This is a genomic window from Hymenobacter psoromatis, assembly GCF_020012125.1.
Classification (GTDB): domain Bacteria; phylum Bacteroidota; class Bacteroidia; order Cytophagales; family Hymenobacteraceae; genus Hymenobacter; species Hymenobacter psoromatis.
In genome coordinates this window covers 2098714-2119782 of record NZ_JAIFAG010000001.1, presented here as the reverse complement: position 1 = coordinate 2119782, position 21069 = coordinate 2098714, and the positions used below count along the sequence as shown (strand labels likewise).

At 60.4% G+C, this 21069-nt stretch carries 18 protein-coding genes; 10 read left to right on the top strand and 8 right to left on the bottom strand.

What is annotated here, in order from left to right; translation table 11 throughout:
* Positions 1–76: 76 nt before the first annotated feature.
* A complete protein-coding gene (aspA, locus tag LC531_RS09140) occupies positions 77–1486 on the bottom strand; it encodes an aspartate ammonia-lyase (protein ID WP_223649994.1) in 1410 nt (469 codons plus the stop codon).
* A 249-nt stretch (positions 1487–1735) separates the two neighbouring features.
* On the opposite strand from aspA, the gene LC531_RS09135 reads away from it, so the two are divergent.
* Positions 1736–4156 (top strand): glycoside hydrolase family 31 protein, encoded by a 2421-nt coding sequence (locus tag LC531_RS09135; RefSeq protein WP_223649993.1) that lies wholly within the window; start codon positions 1736–1738, stop codon positions 4154–4156.
* A gap of 80 nt (positions 4157–4236) precedes the next feature.
* Here the strand turns inward: LC531_RS09135 and LC531_RS09130 are convergent, their stop codons facing one another.
* A complete protein-coding gene (locus tag LC531_RS09130) occupies positions 4237–6060 on the bottom strand; it encodes an alpha-amylase (protein WP_223649992.1) in 1824 nt (607 codons plus the stop codon).
* A gap of 408 nt (positions 6061–6468) precedes the next feature.
* Here LC531_RS09130 and LC531_RS09125 point away from each other — a divergent pair, with 408 nt between their 5' ends.
* The 6 genes from LC531_RS09125 (at position 6469) to LC531_RS09100 (ending at position 11158) form a co-directional block, all read left to right on the top strand.
* Positions 6469–7191 carry a pirin family protein gene (locus LC531_RS09125; RefSeq protein ID WP_223649991.1) on the top strand — a complete coding sequence of 241 codons (723 nt, stop codon included), beginning with the start codon at positions 6469–6471 and terminating at the stop codon, positions 7189–7191.
* A gap of 17 nt (positions 7192–7208) precedes the next feature.
* The gene (locus tag LC531_RS09120; protein ID WP_223649990.1) at positions 7209–7907 is read left to right on the top strand and encodes a GAF domain-containing protein; all 699 of its coding nucleotides are present in this window, start codon (positions 7209–7211) and stop codon (positions 7905–7907) included.
* Positions 7908–8112: 205 nt separating this feature from the next.
* Positions 8113–9063 (top strand): alpha/beta hydrolase, encoded by a 951-nt coding sequence (locus LC531_RS09115; RefSeq protein WP_223649989.1) that lies wholly within the window; start codon positions 8113–8115, stop codon positions 9061–9063.
* Between the two features lie 139 nt (positions 9064–9202).
* Positions 9203–9655 (top strand): peroxiredoxin, encoded by a 453-nt coding sequence (locus LC531_RS09110; RefSeq protein ID WP_223649988.1) that lies wholly within the window; start codon positions 9203–9205, stop codon positions 9653–9655.
* 48 nt (positions 9656–9703) lie between these two features.
* Positions 9704–10009, top strand: coding sequence for a SemiSWEET family sugar transporter (locus tag LC531_RS09105; protein WP_223649987.1), 306 nt, complete (start codon positions 9704–9706; stop codon positions 10007–10009).
* Between the two features lie 342 nt (positions 10010–10351).
* Complete coding sequence (locus tag LC531_RS09100) at positions 10352–11158, top strand: XRE family transcriptional regulator (RefSeq protein WP_223649986.1); 807 nt, start codon at positions 10352–10354, stop codon at positions 11156–11158.
* A gap of 132 nt (positions 11159–11290) precedes the next feature.
* Here LC531_RS09100 and LC531_RS09095 read toward each other — a convergent pair whose 3' ends face one another.
* The gene (locus tag LC531_RS09095) at positions 11291–13027 is read right to left on the bottom strand and encodes a phospho-sugar mutase (RefSeq protein WP_223649985.1); all 1737 of its coding nucleotides are present in this window, start codon (positions 13025–13027) and stop codon (positions 11291–11293) included.
* Positions 13028–13150: 123 nt separating this feature from the next.
* On the opposite strand from LC531_RS09095, the gene LC531_RS09090 reads away from it, so the two are divergent.
* Positions 13151–13627: a Uma2 family endonuclease gene (locus LC531_RS09090; RefSeq protein WP_223649984.1), complete on the top strand. Its 477-nt coding sequence runs from the start codon at positions 13151–13153 to the stop codon at positions 13625–13627.
* Positions 13628–13638: 11 nt separating this feature from the next.
* Here LC531_RS09090 and LC531_RS09085 read toward each other — a convergent pair whose 3' ends face one another.
* From LC531_RS09085 to LC531_RS09075, 3 genes are all read right to left on the bottom strand, one after another.
* Positions 13639–14904 (bottom strand): T9SS type A sorting domain-containing protein, encoded by a 1266-nt coding sequence (locus LC531_RS09085; protein WP_223649983.1) that lies wholly within the window; start codon positions 14902–14904, stop codon positions 13639–13641.
* A 24-nt stretch (positions 14905–14928) separates the two neighbouring features.
* Positions 14929–15432 carry a hypothetical protein gene (locus LC531_RS09080; protein ID WP_223649982.1) on the bottom strand — a complete coding sequence of 168 codons (504 nt, stop codon included), beginning with the start codon at positions 15430–15432 and terminating at the stop codon, positions 14929–14931.
* A 113-nt stretch (positions 15433–15545) separates the two neighbouring features.
* Positions 15546–15977 (bottom strand): OsmC family protein, encoded by a 432-nt coding sequence (locus LC531_RS09075; protein WP_223649981.1) that lies wholly within the window; start codon positions 15975–15977, stop codon positions 15546–15548.
* A 164-nt stretch (positions 15978–16141) separates the two neighbouring features.
* Here LC531_RS09075 and LC531_RS09070 point away from each other — a divergent pair, with 164 nt between their 5' ends.
* Both LC531_RS09070 and LC531_RS09065 read left to right on the top strand, forming a co-directional pair.
* Entirely contained in the window at positions 16142–17632 is a 1491-nt protein-coding gene (locus LC531_RS09070; RefSeq protein ID WP_223649980.1) for a GH3 auxin-responsive promoter family protein, read from the top strand.
* Positions 17633–17768: 136 nt separating this feature from the next.
* Complete coding sequence (locus LC531_RS09065) at positions 17769–18176, top strand: VanZ family protein (RefSeq protein WP_223649979.1); 408 nt, start codon at positions 17769–17771, stop codon at positions 18174–18176.
* 33 nt (positions 18177–18209) lie between these two features.
* Here the strand turns inward: LC531_RS09065 and LC531_RS09060 are convergent, their stop codons facing one another.
* Complete coding sequence (locus LC531_RS09060; protein WP_223649978.1) at positions 18210–19886, bottom strand: glycosyltransferase family 39 protein; 1677 nt, start codon at positions 19884–19886, stop codon at positions 18210–18212.
* A gap of 118 nt (positions 19887–20004) precedes the next feature.
* Complete coding sequence (locus LC531_RS09055; protein WP_223649977.1) at positions 20005–20730, bottom strand: glycosyltransferase family 2 protein; 726 nt, start codon at positions 20728–20730, stop codon at positions 20005–20007.
* Between the last annotated feature and the right edge of the window lie 339 nt (positions 20731–21069).

The window sequence follows — 21069 nt, the reverse complement described above, 5'->3', positions numbered from 1 at the left end:
ATCGCTCGCGAGCGGCCACTTTATCCACTGCATCAGAGAATATAGGGTAGGCGCTGCACCAAATAGAAGTTTGGAATTATTGAATAAACACCGGCCGAATGAGGTTTTCAAACGTGAAAATCCCGTCCCATTTCTCCTGGGTCAATAGCCCGCGCTCGGTCACTGCTATGTCATGGACCGACTTGCCGGTGGCCAAGGCCTCCTTGGCGATGCTGGCGCTGGTTTCGTAGCCGAGCACGGGATTGAGCTGGGTCACGATACCGATGCTATTATAAACCAGATTAGCGGCGTGCTCCACGTTGGCCGTGATGCCGAGCACGCACTTTTCGCGCAGCGTGCGGCAGGCGTTGGTCATGTAGGAGATGCTGGTGAAGAGCGCGAATGAGATAACCGGCTCCATTACATTGAGTTGGAGCTGACCGGCCTCGGCGGCCATCGTCACGGTAAGGTCAGCCCCGATGACGTAGAAGGCCGTCTGGTTCACCACTTCGGGTACCACCGGGTTCACCTTGCCGGGCATAATGCTGCTGCCGGGCTGCAGGGCGGGCAGGTTGATTTCGTTGATGCCGCAGCGCGGGCCGCTGCTCAGCAGGCGCAGGTCGTTGCATATCTTACTCAGCTTCACGGCCGTGCGCTTGAGCACGCCCGAGAGCTGCACGTAGGCCCCGGTATCGTAGGTAGCCTCGATGAGGTCGCCGGCCAGGCTGAGGTCGAGGCCCGTTATCTGGCGCAAATGCTTGGTTACCAGTCCCGCGTAGCCGGGCGGCGTATTGATGCCGGTGCCAATGGCGGTAGCCCCCATGTTGATTTCGGCAATGAGCCGGCGCGAGTCGTCGATGCGCAACAGCTCCTCGCGCAGGTTAGTGGCGAAGGCGTTGAACTCGTCGCCCATGCTCATCGGCACGGCATCCTGGAGCTGAGTGCGGCCCATCTTGAGCACGTTCTGAAATTCCTGGCCCTTGGCAAAAAACGCGTCGGCCAGCTGCGAGAGCGTGTCGCGGTAGCCGACTAGCTTGTTATTCAGGGCTATGCGAAAAGCAGTGGGGTAGGCGTCATTGGTGCTCTGCGAGCAGTTGACGTGATTATTGGGGTGGCAGTATTGATACTCGCCCTTCTGGTGGCCCATCATTTCCAGGGCCACGTTGGCAATTACCTCATTGGCATTCATATTCACCGAGGTGCCGGCCCCACCCTGAATCATATCGGTCAGAAACTGATTGTCGAACTCGCCGCTGGCTACGCGGTCGCAGGCTTGCGCAATGTAGTCAGCAATAGCGGGGTCGAGCACGCCTAGCTCCTTATTGGCCAGGGCCGCGCCCTTTTTCACGAAGGCCAGCGCCTGCACAAACAGCGGCTCTACCTTAATCGGAATGCCCGTGATATGGAAGTTTTCCAGCGCCCGCAGGGTCTGGATACCGTAGTAAGCATCGGCGGGAATGGGCAATTCGCCCAGGAAATCGTGTTCGAGGCGGGTGGATGAGTGCATGCGGGGAAAGGGAGAGCGTGAAAAGTACTCGTTTTACGCAAAGCTGCGCTAGGCAGGCCGTATGCGCCGCCGCGGGGCGGGCCAACTGTGGTGGTAGCCAGCTAATACTATCTGAGCCGATACTATTTAAACCGATACTAGGCAGTCTTACCAGTTACGACGCGCTACCACGCGCATTCCGACTTACTTCGCCTTTGTAAGCGCGCTTCAAACTGCTGGTTCCCAATTTTAACTGCTTATTTCCCACCCATGTTTTTAAAAATACTGCTCCCTCGCCCCGGCCTGGTTGGCCGGGCTACGCTGCTGGCCGCCGGCCTCGCCTCGATTGCCAGCGCCCAGGCTACCGTTATCTCCTACGCCCAGGCCGGGGATAACGTCACGTTTAAGCTCGACAAGGGGCTAATGCGCGTGCGGGTGTGCCGGCCCGACGTGGTGCAGGTGCAGTACACCATTTTGCCCGCGTTTCCGGCCAAAACCTCGCTGGTGGTCAACAACCCGTGGTCGGCGACAACGCCCTTCAAAATAGCCGACCAGAACGGGCAAATCGCGATTACTACCGCTCGGCTGCAAATCCGGGTCAACAAAGCCACTAACGCGGTGGCGTATTTCGACCTGCGCGGCGCGCCCATTGCGGCGGAGGCCGCGCAGGGTAATAAAACTATGACGGCCGCCACCATCGCCGGCATCGCTACCTACAACTGCGCCACCAGCTTCCAGTCGCCGGCCGATGAGGGTCTTTTCGGCCTGGGCTGCCACCCCGAAGACACGCTCTCCATCAACTACAAGGGGCGCAACCAGGAAATGCTCATCAAGTATATGACCGGGGCCATTCCGGTGCTGCTTTCCACCAAAGGTTACGGCTTGCTGTGGGATAACTATGCGGCGTCGAACTTCTACGGCGCGGAGCAAGGGAATACGCGGTATAAGTACGTGTCGGAGAGCGGAAAGCAGGTCGATTATTACTTTTTCTACGGGCCTGATTTCGACCATATTATTAATCAGTACCGGGTAGCGACCGGTGCGGCCCCCATGTTTCCGAAGTGGTCGCTGGGACTGTTTCAGTCGCAGGACCGCTATAAAACCCAGGCCGAGGTACTCTCGGTGAAGGATGGCTATCGCCAAAACCACATTCCGGTTGATGCCATCGTGCAGGACTGGTTTTACTGGGAGCCGCAGCCCATTGGCTCGCACGTGATGAACCCTACCCGCTACCCCGACCCCAAGGCGATGGTAGACGCGCTGCACCAGGCCAATATCCACGCCATGATTTCCATCTGGCCGGTGTTTGGCAAGGGCACGGCCAACTTCGATGCCCTGCAAAAAGCCGGTAACCTGACCAGCATCACCTGGGATAATTTCGTAACCAAAACCTTCGATACTTACTACGATGCCCACAGCCCCAAGGCCCGCGACATGTACTGGCAGCAGGCCCGCGACGGCCTCATCCAGAAGTACGGCTGGGATGCCTGGTGGGTAGACCAGTGCGAGCCCGATAACGGAGCCCTGCTCGACGAGCGCCGCAAGGCCGATTTCGCGGTGGGCAAAGGCATCGATTTTTTCAATACCTACTCCCTAGAGCACACCAAGGGCCTCTACAAGGGCTGGCGCGCGGACGTGCCCGACAAGCGGGCGTTTTTCCTGGTGCGGCAGGCGTTTGCGGGGCAGCAGCGCAACGCCGCCACGCTCTGGTCGTCGGATATTCTGACCACTTTCCGAGCCTTCAAGAGCCAGGTGCCGCAGGGCATCAACGCCTGCGCGTCGGGCATCCCGTATTGGACCTCCGACATTGGCGGCTACAAGTCCAACACCGCCCCCGAGGGCATCCCGAACTGGGCCGACCCGCAGGCGCGCGAGCTGTTCACGCGCTGGTTTCAGTTTGGGGCGTTCAGCCCAATTTTCCGCATCCACGGCAAGGGCGAGCGGGCGCTGTTTTCGAGCAATTGGGACGCGGCCACCAAGGCTACGCTGCTCAAATATGATAAGCTGCGCTACCGCCTGTTGCCCTACATCTACTCGCTGGCCGCCCGCGTCACCCGCGAAAACTACACCTTGATGCGGTCGCTGGCGTTTGATTTCCGGCAGGATAAAAACGTGTACGGCATCCCCGACCAGTATATGTTCGGGCCGGCTTTCCTGGTTAATCCCGTTACCGAGCAGCTGTATTCCGGTCCCAAGGCCCGCACTACGGCCGGTACCCGCCCGGTGTACCTGCCGGCCGCCGCTAAGTGGTACGACTTCTGGACCGGCCAGTCGCTGGCCGGGGGCCAGACCATTGCCGCCGCCGCGCCCCTCGAAACCCTACCCCTCTACGTGCGCGCCGGCTCCATCGTGCCGCTCGGCCCCGAGGTAGAGTACGCCACCCAGCCCACCACCGGCCCCACCGAGCTGCGCGTCTACCCCGGTGCCGACGGTGAGTTCACGGTGTACGAGGACGAGGGCGACACCTATAATTACGAAAAGGGTGCCTTTGCCACCTACCAGCTGCGCTGGAACGACAAGCTGCGCCAGTTCAGCATCACCGCCCGGCGCGGCAGCTTCCCCGGCATGGCGGCCAGCCGCACCTTTAGCGTGGTGGTGGTGCGGCCCGGTCACGGCACCGGCGGCGAGGCTACTGCCCAAGTCGAAAAAACCGTGACCTACACCGGCCAGGCCCTAGCGGTCAGCTTGTAGGAGGCGGAATTTAACTAAGCGATTAGTAGCGCGAACCTTTCAGTTCGTGCTACTAATCGCTTCCTTTTTGGACAGGATACTTAGTGCCAGGTATCGGTCACGCTCTGCGTGCTGCCGCTGGGCGTGAGCGAGTTATTGGGGTCATTTTCCCAGAGGATATTACCCGAGCCATCCTTACGGAAGTACTTGTAGAGCACGTTGGTACCGCTGGTGAGGGGCACGGTTACGGTCCAGTTGGGGTAGGCCGCGCCGCTGAGCTGAATAGCGTTGGCCGTATTCCAGGAGCCGAGCTGGGCGGTGCTGCCCACTATGTACAGGTTTTGGCCGCTCACGGTGTTGCTGTAGTTGATGGTGAATTTCACCGCCGTAGTGCTGGTAGTGCCGCCGCCGCCCGTGCCGCTGCCGCTGGGTACCCACACGGCGTAGGAGCGGGCATTCACGGAGAAGGTGCCATTGCCGTTGGCGTCGGTGGTGACGGTGCCGGTAGTATTGCCAGTGAGGTCGGTGAGGGTGGCGTTTTTGAAGGGGGTAGCAAGGGCTTTGCTGGCGGCATTGCTCCCGTCGTTCAGCAGCTCCAGCAGGCCGGTGTGGCTGGCGTCGCCAGCGCGCGAGTAGGCATACACGTCGGCGTCGTCGGCGCTGGTGTACTCGTAGCCCGAGCCGAAGCCGTGCGCCTGCCGAATGCCGATGAGTGTCTTCAGCTGCGCGCCCAGGCCGTAGTTGTAGTAGTCTTTGTAAAATACGCAGGGGTAGCCCTTCTCGCGGGTCAGGATGTAGCTGTAGGCCAGCATCTTGAGATTGGCCACCGGTGAGTAGAGCGCGCCGCCCGTCTGGTCGGTATCGTGGTTATCGACGAAGGAAACCGACAGCGCGCCGTTGGCCTCCGTGAAGCCCGCGAATTGCAGCCCGCGCATGTCCCAGGTACCGTTGCCGTTGCTCATGGCGGCAAAAGTGTAGTGCAACGGCACGTCAAATAGGCTCGTGCGGCCGCCCGTAGAAGAAGCGTAGTTGTTGAGGTCGCTCAGGTTCTGAAACCACGCCTCGCTCACCGCGAAGCGGCCGCTGCTACCCTTCACGTTATCCAGCCACGAATTCACAAACGAGGTAAGCATGTGCTTAGTCGCGTCGAGCCGGTAGCCGTCGAGGTTCAGCGTGGTCGTCATCCAGTTGCCCCAGCTAATGGTTTCGTTCACCTGGTTCTGGTCGGCGTAGCGGATTTCCGAGCCCAGCAAATTATCGTAGGCGTCGCCATTGGCGTAGGGCTGAAAATCCCAGGCATTCCACTGGTACCAGCCGTTATTAGGTGCCTGCTGGGTGCCGTTAAAATTGTAATAATGCCACTGGTAGGTGCTGTATTTATTGGCCCGGCCGGGGTAGGTGAAGCTCGTATACACGTTGTAGCTCGTGCCGCCCACCGTGAACTGCTCCTGCGCATCGGCTGAGGTCAAGTGGTTCATTACCATGTCTTCATACACTTGAATGCCCTGGCCGTGCAGCGCCCCAATGCAGCTTTGCAGCTGTGCCAGCGTGCCGTAGTGCGTGGCCACGGTACCCTTCTGGTTGAACTCGCCCAGGTCGTAGCGGTCGTACACGCCGTAGCCCACGTCGTTCGCGCCGCTGCCCTTGTAAGCGGGGGGTAGCCACAGGGCCGTGATGCCGGCGCTTTTCAGCTCACTGGCTTTGCCGCCCAGTACCTGCCACCACGTCTGGCCGCTGGTGGTCTGGGGCACGTCCCAGTAAAAGCCCTGCATCAGCACGCCGTTGGCGGTGGTGGCATTGCTGCTAGCACTTAGCAGCGACGGGGTAGGGGTAGCGGGGGCAGTAGCGTTTTTGGCGCAGCCTGCGAGCCACAAAAGGGCCGCCGCGCCAGCCAGGCGTGCGGTTCCGCGAAGGGGGTAGGACATGAGTTGGAGGGGTGGGAAATAGACGCCGCAATGTTAGGCCATCTTCTCCTCTCCGAACGAACGTAATTTAGGCTTTTTCTGAGATAATAATAAAATAAACTTACTTTTAAGTACGACTTGTGACAAAATACTAACAAGGTAAATAGTCAAAAAAACCCTAAAAAAGACTCATTTACTCGCTTTAATTATTTATTTAATCCGCAAACGTTTGCGGTAAGTTGCGTCGCGTACTTTTGCCAGCAGTTGGATTAATTGAAGTAAGTAGCTCGCCTTGGCAGAGGCAGGTAGTCGCCAGCAAGGGCGGGCGAGGGCAACCTAGCCTGCTTATTCCTAGTTTTAAGACAGGCGGCAGACTCGCGCCGCGCGCGTAGCTGCCGCTTACCTTCACTTCCATTCTTTCACTGCCTTATGCTCGCCTACATTTCCGCCGCCGACCGCCACCATGCCGCGCCTACGTCCTGGCTCAGCTCCTATTTTTTGTTCTCCTTCGCCGATTATTTTGACCGGCACAACCTGCATTTCGGGCCGCTACGGGTGTTCAACGACGACACCATCGCGCCGCAGAATGGCTTTCCGCAGCACCCGCACTCCGAGATGGAGATTATTACGCTCGTGCTCGAAGGGGAGGTAAGCCACGAGGATACGCTGGGCAACCGCACCACCATCCGAACCGGCGAGGTGCAGCGCATGACGGCCGGTACCGGCGTGGCCCACAGCGAGATGAACCGCCAGGACCAGCCCCTGCATCTCTATCAGCTCTGGTTTATGCCCAGCCAGAAGGGGCTGGCTCCCAGCTACGAGCAGAAAGACCTGGGCTTTCTGAAAGGCCATCACAACGAGCTGGTGCCCCTGGCCACCGGCCAGCGCGTGCTCGAAGACGTGGTGTACCTCAACTCGAACAGCACCATCTATTGGAGTAATCTGGACAGTGGAAAGACCCTGGTTTTCAAGACTTTCCCATTACGACTTACTTTTATCTACGTGAAAGAAGGAAGCATCACGGTCAATGGTACGGAGCTAGGCCCTAATGACCAGGCCCGCCTTGATGCCGAAGACGTACTCGAAATAACGGCCGCCCGTGACTCTCAGCTTATTTTGATTGATTTGCCCGGTAGTGAGGCAAATTACTGATAATTAACATTTTACCGATGGCTACTATTTTTCCTGCTAGGCTAATACCCGCCGACGATGCCGCCCGGCTGCGAACGCTGCATCGGTACCAGATTGTGAATACTACACCCGAGCTGGTGTTTGACGACTACGTGGCTTGGGCCGCGCGGCTCTTCGGCGTGCCCATCGCCCTTATTTCGCTCGTCGATTCGGAATACGTCTGGTTCAAGGCAATGGCGGGGGGTAGCGCGCCGGGCCTGGCGCGCGGCGAAAGTATGTGCTCGGCCGCCATCCTGGTGAGCGATGAAGTAGTGGTATCGGACTACAAGCCCGAAAGCTGCAGCCTCATCAAGCCCGACGTGGCGCAGGCGGTAGGCCTTAATTTTTACGCCGGTGCTGCCTTAGTAGCCACCGACCACGCCCGCCTGGGTATGCTGGCCGTTATCGACAAGGAGGTGCGGGGCTTCACCGCTACCGAAGCGGGCCTGCTCACCCGCCTCGCCCGCCTCGTAAGCCGCACCATTGAGCTGCGCTACCACTACCTGGTGACAAGCCAGCCGGCCGAGTGGGAAGATGCGCAGCACGAGCTGGCCCAGGCGCTGGACGAAAGCTCGACCCTGGCCCGCTACCTGGCCAGCCGCAGCCAGGGCCTCGACCTGAGCGACCCAGAGGTGTGGCAGCCCGTGAGCCGCTGCCTCGAAAGCGTGGCGCGGGTGTTGGACAGGCGTCTGGAGTAAGACACTGGGCTCACAAAAAAAGGGGGTAGACGCTAGTGCCTACCCCCTTTTTTTGTGAGCCCAGTGCTCATGGCAGGTAGCCGCCCGCCAGCAGTAGTCAAAACGAAATTCAGGATTGCTCGTTTTCATGTCGGAAAGGCAGGTAGCTGCGCGCGTCAGGCCTGCCTATTGCTGGCCCGCACCTTTTTCACTGAGTCAAAATTTTATGAAAAAAGCCATTTTGCTTCTCGCCTTGGGTATTGTCTGCTCTACTATGCCTGGCCGCCTGCGGGCTCAGGCCACCGTGGCCGGCACGCCCGCGCCCGTGCTACCCCTCTACAGTGGCGCTATCCCCGACTCGAAGCCTAGCCAGCTGAAGGAAGCTACCACCGGCCAGGGCGCTAACACCAGCGTAGCCGACGTGGTGCAGCCCACGCTCACCGTTTTTATGCCCGCACGGGAAAAAGCTAACGGCACCGCAGTCATTATTTGCCCCGGTGGAGGCTACTCGCGGCTGGCCATCGACAAGGAGGGCTACGCCGTGGCCCAGCGCCTCAACGAGTTGGGGGTAGCGGCCTTCGTGCTGAAATACCGCCTGCCCAACGACCAGAGCCAGCCCGATAAAAGCATCGCGCCGCTGCTCGATGCCCAGCAGGCCCTGCGCATGGTGCGCCAGCTGGCCCCTAAGTACAACCTCAACCCCGAGCGAATTGGTATGATGGGCTTTTCGGCGGGCGGGCACCTGGCAGCTACTGCGGGCACGCACTTTGCCCAGCCCGCCGGCCCAAACCCCGGTCCGGCTTCGGTGCGGCCCGCGTTTTTGGTGCTGCTGTACCCGGTTATCAGCTTCGCCGACAGCATTATGCACAAAGGCTCGCGCGATAATTTGTTGGGGATGAACCCCAGTCCCGAGCAGCAGCGTCTCTATTCCAACGAGCTCCAGGTAACCAGCCAAACGCCGCCTACCTTCCTCGTGCAAGCCGAGGACGATAACGTGGTGCCCGTGCAAAACAGCCTCGTATTTTACCAGGCCCTGCACCACCACCAGGTACCCGCCGAGCTGCACATTTTTCCTAAGGGCGGCCACGGCTTCGGCCTCACCAACCCCACTACCCCCACCCAGTGGGTAGACTTGCTCAAGAACTGGATGGCCGCCAACGGCTGGCTAAGCAAGTAGTTTCAGTTAACATAGGGCTTCTGCACAAGCTCTGCTAACAATAACCTCCTCGGCACGTTGTGTAAGCATTCAGAAGTTCATCCTGGCAAGCGGCTGTTTGTCGAAGAAAAGCTGTTAACTGATAAATGGTAATTATTAAATGAAACTAGGCGACCAAGCCCCCGATTTTACCCTGCCTACTGATAAAGGCGACACTTTTCATCTGGCTGAGCAGCGCGGCCGGCCAGTAGTACTCTACTTCTACCCCAAAGACGACACACCCGGCTGCACGGCCGAAGCCTGTGCCTTCCGTGACCAGTACGCCGATTTCCTGGACCTGGGCGCGGTTGTGGTCGGCGTGAGCTCAGATAGTGAGAAGTCGCACCAGAAATTCAGCCAGAAGCACCGCTTGCCCTTCCCGCTGCTGGCTGATAGTGGCGGGCAGCTACGCAAGCAGTACGAAGTGCCCCGCGCCCTGCTGGGCTTGCTGCCCGGCCGCGTCACGTTCGTGATTGATAAGGAGGGCAAAATTGCCTACATCTTCAATTCGTTGAGTGGGGCCACCGACCACGTGCGCAAAACCAAGGAGGTACTGCGCGAGCTGGCCAAATAAGGGGGGTAGAGGCACGACCAACCGGCGCGTTTTGGCGTATCGGGTAGCATGAGCATTCCCCTCTCGCCTACCCTCATCAGCGACATTGGGCTAGTAGCGGCCGCGCTATCGGCCCTCACGTTTTTTCCGCAGGTGGTGCATACCTGGCAAACGCGCTCGGCCGCCGACCTGAGCGGCCCCATGTTGGGGGTAGGAGCCAGCGGAATGGTATTATGGCTCGTGTACGGAATGGCGGAACACAATCTTCCCATCCTGCTCGGCAACGCCATCAATCTGTTTTTCACGGTGCTGCTCATATTCTTTAAGCACTATTTCGCAGCACCCGGCCGGGCCGCCCCTGGCAAGGCGGGGTAGGACGATAAAACGAAGAACGTCATGCTAAGCTTGTCGAAGCATCTCTACCGCAGTCATTGGAATTACTAATTCTCTCGGCGCAGTAGCGGTGCTTTGACAGGCTCAGCATGACGTTCTTCGTTTTATCGGAGACATTTGCAAGCATTATTAAGCTCAACCACCGTTCTGAGCCAGAACGGTTTTTTTGGGCTTTTTCGATAAAAAAACGGCCGCGCCCAACAATTCTGACGCTAGCAGCGTTGGCAAGTCTAATGGAATTAGTAACTTGCGGCCAGTGTTGCCGAAAAGTGTGCGTCGCGTGCCCGCCGCGTTGGGCTTTTTCTCCCTTCGTTTTCCTTCATTATGATTAATACCAACCTCAAATTCTGGCGCCGCGAGCTGAGCCTCACGCAAGCGCAACTAGCTGATAAGCTGAACATCAAGCGCTCTCTGGTAGGGGCCTACGAAGAAGGCCGCGCCGAGCCACGTCTGGCCACGCTCGTTAACATGGCCCGGCTCTTTAACATCCCGCTCGACTCGCTGGCGACCACCGACTTTACGAAGCGCAAGAACGCCAAAACCGCCGCTGCCCTGCGCGAAGCCGGCCCCCTCACCGATGAGTTGCCCGAAGAGAAGCCCCTGCGCGTACTAGCCTTCACGGTTGGCTCCGATAATAAGGAAAATATTGAGCTAGTGCCCCTGAAAGCCGCCGCCGGCTACCTCAACGGCTACGCCGACCGCGAGTTTATTGAGGAGCTACCCCGCTTCCGGCTGCCCATGCTGGCCAGCACCGGCACCTACCGGGCCTTCGAAATCGCGGGTGACTCGATGCTACCCCTCGCCAGCGGCACCACCATCGTGGGCCGCTACGTGGACGATTGGAGCAACATCAAGGATGGTACGCCCTGCATCGTGGTGAGCCAGAAGGACGGCATTGTGTTCAAGCGCGTCTTCAACAAGCTCAAGCAGAGCCACTTATTTGCCCTGCACTCCGACAACCCCGTGTACTCGCCCTACGACCTCAAAGCCGAGGACGTGCTCGAAATCTGGGAAGCTAAGAGCTATATCAGCAGTGCATTCCCCATCGGCGGCGTATCGTTGGAGCACCTAGCCAGCATGGTGCTGGACCTCACGCAGCAGGTGAAGCAGCTGCAAATGCAGCGGGCGTAAAGTACTTAATGGTCATAGCGAGCGCAGCGAAGTGAAGCGCGACAATTTTTCCTTCACGTTGGATTAGTAACCCTAACGTGAAGGAAGGATTGTCGCGCTTCACTTCGTTGCGCTCTCCATGACCAGTAGCGCTTATTTCAGCTGCATTTCCTCGATAATCTGCTTAATCTTGGCTTCCGCTTTCTGGTGGGTAACCTGGTAGTCAGCAATAGAGGCCAGCGGTTCCTTCACGCTGAAGTAGAACTTGATTTTAGGCTCAGTGCCGCTGGGGCGGGCGGAGATTTTGTCGCCGGCGGCAGTAATGAATTGCAGCACATTGGAGCTTTCCACGCCGGTACCTCCCGATTGGCCGGTGGTGAGATAGTGAATTTTTTCGGTCTGGTAGTCGCGGATTTCAACTACCGGCGAGCCAGCTAGCATCTTGGGCGGGTTTTTGCGCAAATCCACCATCATTTCTTTGATTTCTTCGGCCCCACGTTGGCCTTTCTTAGTCAGTGAGATGAGGTCTTCCACGTAGAGGCCGTACTCGGCGTACATCTGCTGCATTTCCTGGTACAGGGTGCGGCCCTGACCTTTGGCTACGGCGGCCATCTCGGCCACGAGAGCGCAAGCCGTTACGGCATCTTTGTCGCGCACGAAGTCGCCGATGAGGAAGCCGTAGCTTTCCTCGCCGCCGCACACGTAATTTTCCTGCCCCGCCAGCTCCCGAATGAGGCCCGCGATGTACTTGAAGCCCGTCAGCGTGCGGTAGTACTTCACGCCGTAGCGGTGCGCAATGTCGCCCAGAATATCGCTCGTCACAATGGTGTAGACGATAAAATCGTTGGGCTGCGCCTTGCCGGCCTTGGCCCGTGCCGACAGAATATAGTGCGTTAGCAGCGCGGCGGTCTGGTTGCCGTTGAGCAGCACCCACTCGCCATTTTCATCCTTCACGCCTACCCCCACGCGGTCGGCGTCGGGGTCAGTAGCCAGCACGAGGTCGGCGTTCTGGGTCTTGGCTTGGTCGAGGGCCATTTGCATGGCGGCTTTTTCTTCCGGGTTCGGCGACTGCACCGTGGGGAAGTTGCCATCGGGCTGGTCCTGGGCCGGTACCACGCTCACATTGGTAAAGCCGAACTCGGCCAGCGCGGGCGGCACCAGCTTAATACCCGAGCCGTGAATAGGCGTGTACACGATGCCCAAGTCGTGCTGCTGCTGAATGGCGGCGGGATTGATGCTCAGCTTCTTCACCTCGGCCAGGTAGGCATCGTCCACCTCTTTCCCAATGATATGAATCAGGCTGGGATTAGCCTCAAATTTTACCTCTGTGGGGCTGGTAATTCGGTTTACCTCCGTAATAATATTCTTGTCGTGGGGAGAAACTACCTGCGAGCCATCGTTCCAGTACACCTTGTAGCCGTTGTACTCCTTGGGATTGTGCGAGGCCGTGATGACGCAGCCGCTCTGGCAGCCCAGGTGCCGGATGGCGAAGGATAAGACGGGGGTAGGGCGCAGGTCGTCAAAGAGATACGTCGTAATGCCGTTGCCCGAGAAAATGGCGGCTACCGTCTCGGCAAACAGGCGCGAGTTATTGCGCGAGTCGTGGGCGATGGCCACTTTAATTTCCTGATTAGGAAAGCTCAGCTTCAAATAATTGCACAAGCCCTGGGTAGCCATGCCCAGCGTGTAGCGGTTCATGCGGTTCGAGCCCGCCCCCATAATGCCGCGCAGGCCCCCGGTCCCGAATTCCAGCGAGCGGTAAAATGCATCGTTGAGCTGGTCGTCCTGCTGCGTATCAACTAAATGTTTGATTTCGGCTTGGGTATCAGCATCGTAGGCGGGCGTGAGCCAGGTATTGATGCGCTGCTGAACGTCGGGGGAGAGAGGCATGAGAAAGAACAAATAAGGAATGGTGAAGCTGTAAAAATAGGCGCGGCGGCCGGTTGCGGCCGTGCTTCCTCTTACGAAACGAATTGTGGCCGGGCTGGTTATCTTTGAAAAAACCAGGTACCTATGGAAGCGCTGCAAACCCATCTTTCCGATTACGAACTCGAACGCGGCAAACCTATGCCTAGCTTTAATCACAGTATTGTGCAGAGTAATTTAATTACCGAGCTTAATAACCGCCTACGCCGGACGCACACCATCACATCTGAGTTAAATCTGGAATTAAACGGCAAAAAACTGGTGCTGGACTTAGCCATTTTTCCAAAGCTTACGCCCGATATGCAGCAGGATATTTTGTGGGTAAAGGAGGCCCCGCTGACGACCATCGAGATTTTATCGCCCAAGCAGGATTTAGATTCGCTACTCGAAAAAGCCCGGCTTTTTCTGGCGGCCGGGGTGCGCTCGTGCTGGCTGGTGCTGCCAGCAGTGGGAACCATCGCAGTGTTTACTGGTCCCACGGCTTACCACTCTTTCGCCAGCGATAGCGCCGTGTTGGATGCGGTGCTAGGCGTAGAAATCCCGCTGGCTGACATCTTCGGCTAACGGCCGCTACCCTACGGCACCACCAGCTTTTGCGTGTGCGTGCGGCCGCTCAACTGCACTTCAAGGATATATACCCCTTCTGAGAGGCCCGCCAAGTCCAGGTCCTGCTGCCGGGCCTCGGCCGCCAGCGTATCAGCCAGCACCTCTTGGCCCTGCATGTTGAGGATGCGGACTTGCGCCACGCCCGCCGCGCCGGCCGAGCGGGCCAGGTGCAGGCGCTGCCGGGCGGGATTGGGGGTAGCTACAATGCCCACGTCGGTACTGCGCGGCGAGGTCGTGGCCAGGGCTGTACCTGGCAGCCAGCGCCCCACTGCCAGCCCGTAAAGCTGGGCCGGCACCGTCACCAGCGCGTTGCTCAACTGCTCATTGGAAATAAAAAGTTGGTCGCGGCCCGCGAAAGCCAACCCCTCGACCTGCCCTACCCGCAAGACGCTGGGTAACTCGATACGCCGCTTGTTGCCGCCCAAAAACGCCGTGCTTTTAAAATCAGACAGCAGCCACGCGAAGGCCGCGCCGTTGCGCGTGTCGTAGCCCAGCAGCGCGGCCACGGTGCCGGCGGGGTTGATATCGGCGGCCGTTATCAGCCCGTTCACGTCAAAGGTGGCTTTGAGGTGAGCCACGTAGCTGCCCGGCGCGGCCGGCACGGTGTAGTAGCGGGTTTTAAAATCCACCCAGTCTTTGGTAAACAGGTGCAGTGAGTCGTGGGCAAAAAACATCGCCTCGCAGTCGAAATTATGCTGGTTGAGGCGCGACGTAAAATCCGTCTGGTCGGGGTAGCGGAAGGCAATAACCTGCGCGCCGGCCGAATCAGCGGCGGGCCCTAGGTCCGCGAGCGCCACCCGCAGAATGCGCAGGTCGCGGCGGTTGCCGAAATTATTGCCGAAGTCGCCCACGTACAGGTAGGTAGCATCAGCGGCCAGGTCCTCCCAATCCACGTTGGCTGTGCCGTGCAGGCGCACCCGCTGCATAGTACGCCCGCTGGCCGAGTCTACCCGAAATAGCACCGGCGCATTGCCGCTGTCGTTATGCGACCACAGGCCGCCGCTCGCCACCTGCAAGCCCGAGCTTTCGTTCAGCTCCGGGTTCAGCGCAGCTTTGGGGGGTAGGGCCGTGCCGGTAATCGGGTACTGGCACGAGCCATCGTTGCGAGTTGCGGCCGGGTTGTAGTTGCTGGCCTGCGGGTCGGGGCAGCCACTTTGGGCGCGCGCCGGCCGGGCGGCGGCCAGGCTCAGCAGCAGAAGTAGCGGTGGCAGCGAGAGCCCGCGAAAGCATTTCATGGCGCGCAAGCTACTCACCCGCAGCTATTTTGCTTGGCTCTTCGCCGTAGGCAGGTCTTCGCGCAGCGCCACGCCGTAGCGCGTAGCGAAGTTTTCGAGCAGCGCCCGTAGCACGGCCAGGCGGCGGGTACCCTTTACTTCACGCATGTTTAGCACGTGAATATCGCCGTCCTTGAGGCGCACCCGCAGCTGGCGAGGCAGCAGCTCCAGCATACTCATGTTTTCGGCCGCAAACACCTGCTTGGCCCGAAACAGGCCCGCCTTGTGCACCAGGTAGCCGGGCGCGAACTCAAAGTAGCTCTGCGTACCAAACACCGGCGCGTTGTGCACCAGGATAAACCCCAGATATACCAGGCACAGCGCTAAAAAAACGTAGCTCAGCCAGTAAAAATTCTGGGTGCTGGGCGAGTTGCGCAGCATCAGTACCGCGTAAATAATGGCAAATAAGGCCAGCGATACCTGCACCCCAAACGAGAGGCGCGACGAGTTGGCAGGGCGGAGGCGAATGCGGGTAGTACCAGTGGGCATGGGGCAAAATTAGTGATTAACGTTTAGTGATTAGTGATTAAATGGCAACGGTCTTATTATCAATGTCTTGTTGAAAATCACGACGTTAATCACTAATCACTAAACGTTAATCACTACACAAGCTTCGCTTCCAGCGTCATTTCGGGCACGGCTTTCAGAAGCTGCGACACGGGGCAGTTTTCTTTGGCGAACTCGGCGTGCTTTTGAAAATCTTCGGGCGTGATGTTGCCGCCGGTAACTTTGCCCTCGGTGCTGACGTGGATTTTGGTAATTTTGGGCGGGTCCTGGTCAGGGTCCAGCGTCACGGTTGAGGTCGTGCGGATGGTATCTACGGTGTGGCCGTGCTTGCCCAGGATGTTGGTTAGAAACATGGTGTAGCAGCCGGCGTGGGCTGCGCCAATCAGCTCCTCGGGGTTGGTGCCCTTCTGGCCCTCAAAGCGCGATTTAACGGAGTACTGCGCCTGCACCACGCCGCTCTTGGTTGTGATGTCGCCGTGGCCGTGAATGTCGCCGTGCCACTCGGCCTTGCCAAATTGGTCAATCATAGGAATATAAAAAAATGCGGGCAGTATCGCCCGGCGCTTGTCCTTACGGGCAAACAGGGGGCGGGCGTTGTGGGGGTAGGTTTTTCGCGTCTTTCGAGGTCGGAAATTGCGCTCACGGGAGAGGCGCGAAGGGTCGCGTCTCCACAAGCTTACTTTTGCCCTTCATGGGAATCAAAGCCGCCCTGAGCCGCCCGCTGGCCGCCTATACCGTGTACCGCTACCGCCAGTGGCAGGCGCGGCCCGCCGCCACCCAGCTGCGCCTGTTGCGCGCATTGGTGGGGGTAGGGGCCGGCACGGCCTTCGGCCGGGCCCATGATTTCGGGACCATCCGCACGCCCGCCGACTTTGCCGCCCGCGTGCCCATCCGCGACTACGAGGCCCTGCGGCCGTATTTCGACCGCATGAAAGTAGGCGAGCCGGATATCCTCTGGCCCGGCCGGCCGCTGTACCTGGCCAAAACCAGCGGCACCACCAGCGGCGCGAAGTACATTCCGATTACCCAGGCCAGCATCGGCAACCATATCAGCGGGGCCAAAGACGCGCTGCTGCACTACGTGGCCGCCACCGGCCGCAGCCGCTTTCTGGATGGCAAGCTGATTTTCCTCTCCGGCTCGCCCGAGCTGGAGAGGGTAGGCGGCATTCCCACGGGCCGGCTCTCGGGCATCGTGAACCATCACATCCCCCGCTACTTACGCCGTAACCAGCTGCCCAGCTACGCCACCAACTGCATCGAGGACTGGGAAACCAAGCTCGATGCCATCGTAGCCGAAACCCTGGGCCAGCCCCTGACGCTCATCTCCGGCATTCCGCCCTGGGTACAGATGTATTTCGACCGCCTCGTGGCCCGCGCCGGCCGGCCGGTGGGCGAGCTTTTCCCGCAGCTCGACCTCTTCGTGTCGGGCGGCGTGAGCATGGAGCCCTACCGCGCCCGCCTGCTCGAAAGCATTGGCCGGCCAGTGAATAGTATCGAGCTATTTCCGGCATCCGAGGGCTTCCTGGCCTTCCAGGACCAGCCCGGCAACCCCGGTCTGCTGCTGCGCCTCGCCAGCGGTATTTTCTTCGAGTTCGTGCCCGCCGAGCGGTTTTTTGAAGCTAACCCGCCCCGCCTCTCCATCGCCGACGTAGAGCTGGACCAGCAGTACGCCGTGGTGCTGACCTCCAACGCCGGCCTCTGGGCCTATTCGCTCGGCGACACCGTGCGCTTCGTGGATTTGCACCCGCACCGGGTGGTGGTTACGGGCCGCATCGCGCACTTTCTCTCCGCCTTCGGCGAGCACGTCATTGGCGAGGAAGTGGAAGCTGCCCTGCGGGAGGCGGTGCGCCAGCACCCCGAAACGGAGGTCACCGAATTCACCGTAGCCCCGCTCATCAGCGCAGATAAAATGCAGCCCTCGCGCCACGAGTGGCTCATCGAATTTGCCTACCCTCCTACTAATGCCCCGGCCTTCGCCGCCGCCCTGGATGCGGCTTTGCGCCAGCGCAATACCTATTACGACGACCTGCGCCAGGGTAGCATCCTGGCTTCGCTGCGGCTTACGCCGCTGCCGGCCGGCGCGTTTCAGCGCTACATGAAAAGCGTGGGCCGGCTGGGTGGCCAGAACAAGGTGCCGCGGTTGGGCAATGATAGGGGGGTAGCGGATGAATTAGGCGCTTAGTTTCTTTCTATTAGCTTCAACACGATGGCTCCCATTACCGACATCGCGCAGCTCGACCCCCGCTAGCAGACTGGGCCGGTATATTTGCGGAGAAAATTAACTACCCCGCGCCCAACCTTTACGTAAGGGGTAGCCAATGCTAAAAAACCTTTTTTTCTACGGCCTGCTGCTGCTGGGGGCGGGCCTCGTGCTGTACCTGAGCTGGCTGCCGATGCCCAAAATGGGCCTCGTATGGTTTATTCCGAGCGGCGTGGCCCACTGGGCCGACGAAAACCGCAACGATACTATTCGCACGGCGGTGCCGCTGGTGGGGCTGGGTTGGCTGATGGGCGGCTGGCTGGCGCTCCAAAACCGGCCGTGGCGGCACTGGCTGATGGCCTTCGCCGGGCTGGCCGGGCTGGTGGTGCTGGCCGAGGTAGGCCAGCTTTTCCTGGCCAGCCGCTCGTTCGACCTCGACGATATTGGCTGGGGTATAGTCGGCGCGCTGCTGGGCCTGGGCACAGTGGCCGCCCTGCGGCAATTATACCTGGTTGTGAAGCGGTAGCGGGGCCACGCCGTCCGGCCGGAACAGCACTGTTTATGGGCAAAGCGTAGCGCCTGGAAGCTGGCTGGCCGGCAGCACCTGCGGCCCGTAGCAGCTCCAGCACGCCTCATCGGCTTGGGTAGGGGGGGTAGGGGGCAGCGGAAACGTGGCCGCTGCGAAACGGGCCGCCCGGCGGGCATCGGTGAGGTCGTAGAGCTGGGCGTAGGCCACGGGATAGTCCAGAATAACGGGCGGCCCCTGGCTACGGGCCAGCAGCCGGGGCCCGCGCCGCCCGATGCTGTCCAGGTACCGGGTCAGGGCCTGGGCGTCGGGGGGATTGAAATGCACCAGCACTACCCACATCCGGCGGCCCCGGAAGGCATCTACTTCCCGCAGGTACTGGCGCGCGGCATCGGGCTGCTGGCGGTAGCAGTGGCCCAGGCGGTAGGTGGCCGGCCCCAGGCCCAGCTGCGGCCCGTACCAGCGTAGCGACTGCCCGGCCCCGTAGTAGGCATACATGGCCTCGCCGGGCCGGCGCGCGCGCGCCAGCTGCGCGTACAAGCCCTTGGTATCCTCGGCACAGTAGGGTGGCAGGTCGTGGTGCCCGAGGCTGGCGAGGATGGGCACCACCCCGAGCGCCAGCAGGCCCCGGCCCAGCGGCCGGCTCCGGCGGGCCACCCACCCGGCCAGCGCTTGCCAGCCCGCGAAGAGAAACAGAATCAGGCTGGGCACCAGAAAATCCATGAGCCGGGCGCGCAGCGGGAATTGCTGCAGTACCGAAGCTAGCAGTGCCACCAGCCACGGGGCCAGCAGCAGCAGGGCCGCCTCGCGCTGCCGCCACCACAGGCACCCGGCCCCGAACAGCGTGAGCGCTACCCAGATACCCGCCGGGTGGGGCCAGCCCAGGCCGTTGGCCCAGCGCTCGGCCAGCTCGCCGGCAAAAACTAGGGGTAGGCGGGGCGAAAGCTGCAGCAGGCCATCGTGCCAGAAAAAGTGCATGAAGGCGCGGGTCGGGGGCGTGAGCGTGGCCTCGCCCAGCAGCAGGCTCAGGCCGCAGCCCACGGCCCAGCCGGCCACTACCCCCGCCGTGGCCCGCAGCCGGGGCCGGCCCGCATCGAGCGCCGCCAGCAGCACCAGCGCCGCGCCGCAGCCCGCCAGCACCAGCACCGCGGCCTGCGAGTAAAACGGCACAACCAGCCCCGCCAGCGCCGCGCCCACCCCAAAGCGGGAGGTAGGGGGCCGCGCCTCGCGCAGCCGCAGCGCCAGCCACTGCACCAGCAAGGCGGCGGCCACGTCGCCGGCGTATTGCTTCACCTGCGTGCCGTAATAAATAAAGGTGAAGCCGACCGCGAACGTGAGCAGCGCCAGCGGCACCAGCGGCGCGGCCAGCATCCGCCGCGCCACCGCCCACAGCAGCGGCAGCGCCACCAGGGCCGCCAGCAGCGCGGGCAGCCGCAGGGCCAGCTCCGAGCGGCCCAGCAGCGTCAGGCAGGCTTTTTCGGCCAGTAAAAACAGGGGCGGGGCTACCTGCGCATCGGCCAGGGGCTGGCCAAGGAGCTGGGCGGCCGGGCGGCTGGCCAGGTTATGCAGCACGGCCAGCTCATCCAAAAAAAAGCTGGTGCCCCGCTGCCACTGCCACAGGCGCAGCCCAGCGCCCAGCAGCCCGGCGGCCAGTGCCAGCCAGCCCCACCACGTGCGGCGGGTGGGGGTAGTTTGCTCATTAGTAAGCATTTTTAGAGGCTTTTAGCGGTCGGCTCGAACGGCTTGTGCTGGGGGAGGGGTAGCAACTCAGGCTAAAACGGCAAGCCGAAGCTTGCCACGCATTCCTTACGACAAGCCAAAACCTGCCTTACGCGCCCAGCAGGCCATATTTGAGGATGCAGTAGATGGCCCGGAAGCCGTCGCGCCAGCCGATTTTCTTGCCCTCGGCGTAGGTGCGGCCGTAGTAGCTGATGCCCACTTCGTAGAGGCGCACGCCTGGCACCCGCGCCACTTTGGCCGTGACTTCGGGCTCGAAGCCGAAGCGCTTTTCCTCCAGTTTCAGGCCCTGAATAATATCGCGCCGGAAGAGCTTGTAGCAGGTTTCCATGTCCGTCAGGTTCAGGTCCGTGAACATATTGGAGAGAAACGTGAGCACGCCGTTGCCGATGCTGTGCCAGAAAAACAGGATGCGGTGCGGGTTGCCGCCCATGAAACGCGAGCCAAATACGACGTCGGCAAAGCCCTTTAGAATGGGCTTGAGCAGCAGGTTATACTCCTCGGGGTCATATTCCAGGTCGGCATCCTGCACGATAACGTAGTCGCCGGTGGCCTGCCGGATGCCCGTGTGCAGGGCCGCGCCCTTGCCCTGGTTCACCGGGTGCTCCAGCAGGCGCAGGCCCAGCTCGGGGTAGTGCGCGGCGTAGGCCCGAATGACGGCGGCCGATTCATCGGTCGAGCAGTCGTTGACCAGAATAATTTCCTTCCGAATGTGATTGGTCAGCTCCAGTTCGCGCAGCAAATCCAAAATCTGGTGAATGGTGCGCGCCTCGTTATAAACCGGAATGACGATGGAGAGCGTGTCGAACTTAACCAAAATAGCGGTTGGTTGATGAATGATAGGACCGCGAGCCCCTACGCAAGGGCTTACTAATCAGTTGGCTTTGGCCTGGTACCCGGCGGGGTTGCGGTGGCGCTAGCTCCGTGCTCCCTACCCCCCAAACCCGACCATAAGCCTCGGCACAGGGCTGTTGCTGAGCAATTCAGGCCGCAAGCTGCGAAGGAAACGGACCTGGTAAATTTCCCCCTGTATTTTCTTATAAAAAATATCAGAATAAGCTAATCCCTAAAAATGGTCCCGTCGGCCTTTTCGCTCCGGTTTGCCTCAACTGCCCGGCCCGCCTCGGTCCGGCTTGTATCTTGCCGCGCGTTTTCC

Excerpts from the sequence above, each read along its gene's own strand:
- LC531_RS09110 (WP_223649988.1), top strand. The coding sequence starts at position 9,203 with ATGAAACTAGGCGACCAAGCCCCCGATTTTACCCTGCCTACTGATAAA.
- LC531_RS09115 (WP_223649989.1), top strand. The coding sequence starts at position 8,113 with ATGAAAAAAGCCATTTTGCTTCTCGCCTTGGGTATTGTCTGCTCTACT.
- LC531_RS09085 (WP_223649983.1), bottom strand. The coding sequence starts at position 14,904 with ATGAAATGCTTTCGCGGGCTCTCGCTGCCACCGCTACTTCTGCTGCTG.
- LC531_RS09125 (WP_223649991.1), top strand. The coding sequence starts at position 6,469 with ATGCTCGCCTACATTTCCGCCGCCGACCGCCACCATGCCGCGCCTACG.
- LC531_RS09090 (WP_223649984.1), top strand. The coding sequence starts at position 13,151 with ATGGAAGCGCTGCAAACCCATCTTTCCGATTACGAACTCGAACGCGGC.
- LC531_RS09070 (WP_223649980.1), top strand. The coding sequence starts at position 16,142 with ATGGGAATCAAAGCCGCCCTGAGCCGCCCGCTGGCCGCCTATACCGTG.
- aspA (WP_223649994.1), bottom strand. The coding sequence starts at position 1,486 with ATGCACTCATCCACCCGCCTCGAACACGATTTCCTGGGCGAATTGCCC.
- LC531_RS09065 (WP_223649979.1), top strand. The coding sequence starts at position 17,769 with ATGCTAAAAAACCTTTTTTTCTACGGCCTGCTGCTGCTGGGGGCGGGC.
- LC531_RS09080 (WP_223649982.1), bottom strand. The coding sequence starts at position 15,432 with ATGCCCACTGGTACTACCCGCATTCGCCTCCGCCCTGCCAACTCGTCG.
- LC531_RS09060 (WP_223649978.1), bottom strand. The coding sequence starts at position 19,886 with ATGCTTACTAATGAGCAAACTACCCCCACCCGCCGCACGTGGTGGGGC.
- LC531_RS09135 (WP_223649993.1), top strand. The coding sequence starts at position 1,736 with ATGTTTTTAAAAATACTGCTCCCTCGCCCCGGCCTGGTTGGCCGGGCT.
- LC531_RS09105 (WP_223649987.1), top strand. The coding sequence starts at position 9,704 with ATGAGCATTCCCCTCTCGCCTACCCTCATCAGCGACATTGGGCTAGTA.
- LC531_RS09100 (WP_223649986.1), top strand. The coding sequence starts at position 10,352 with ATGATTAATACCAACCTCAAATTCTGGCGCCGCGAGCTGAGCCTCACG.
- LC531_RS09095 (WP_223649985.1), bottom strand. The coding sequence starts at position 13,027 with ATGCCTCTCTCCCCCGACGTTCAGCAGCGCATCAATACCTGGCTCACG.
- LC531_RS09075 (WP_223649981.1), bottom strand. The coding sequence starts at position 15,977 with ATGATTGACCAATTTGGCAAGGCCGAGTGGCACGGCGACATTCACGGC.
- LC531_RS09130 (WP_223649992.1), bottom strand. The coding sequence starts at position 6,060 with ATGTCCTACCCCCTTCGCGGAACCGCACGCCTGGCTGGCGCGGCGGCC.
- LC531_RS09120 (WP_223649990.1), top strand. The coding sequence starts at position 7,209 with ATGGCTACTATTTTTCCTGCTAGGCTAATACCCGCCGACGATGCCGCC.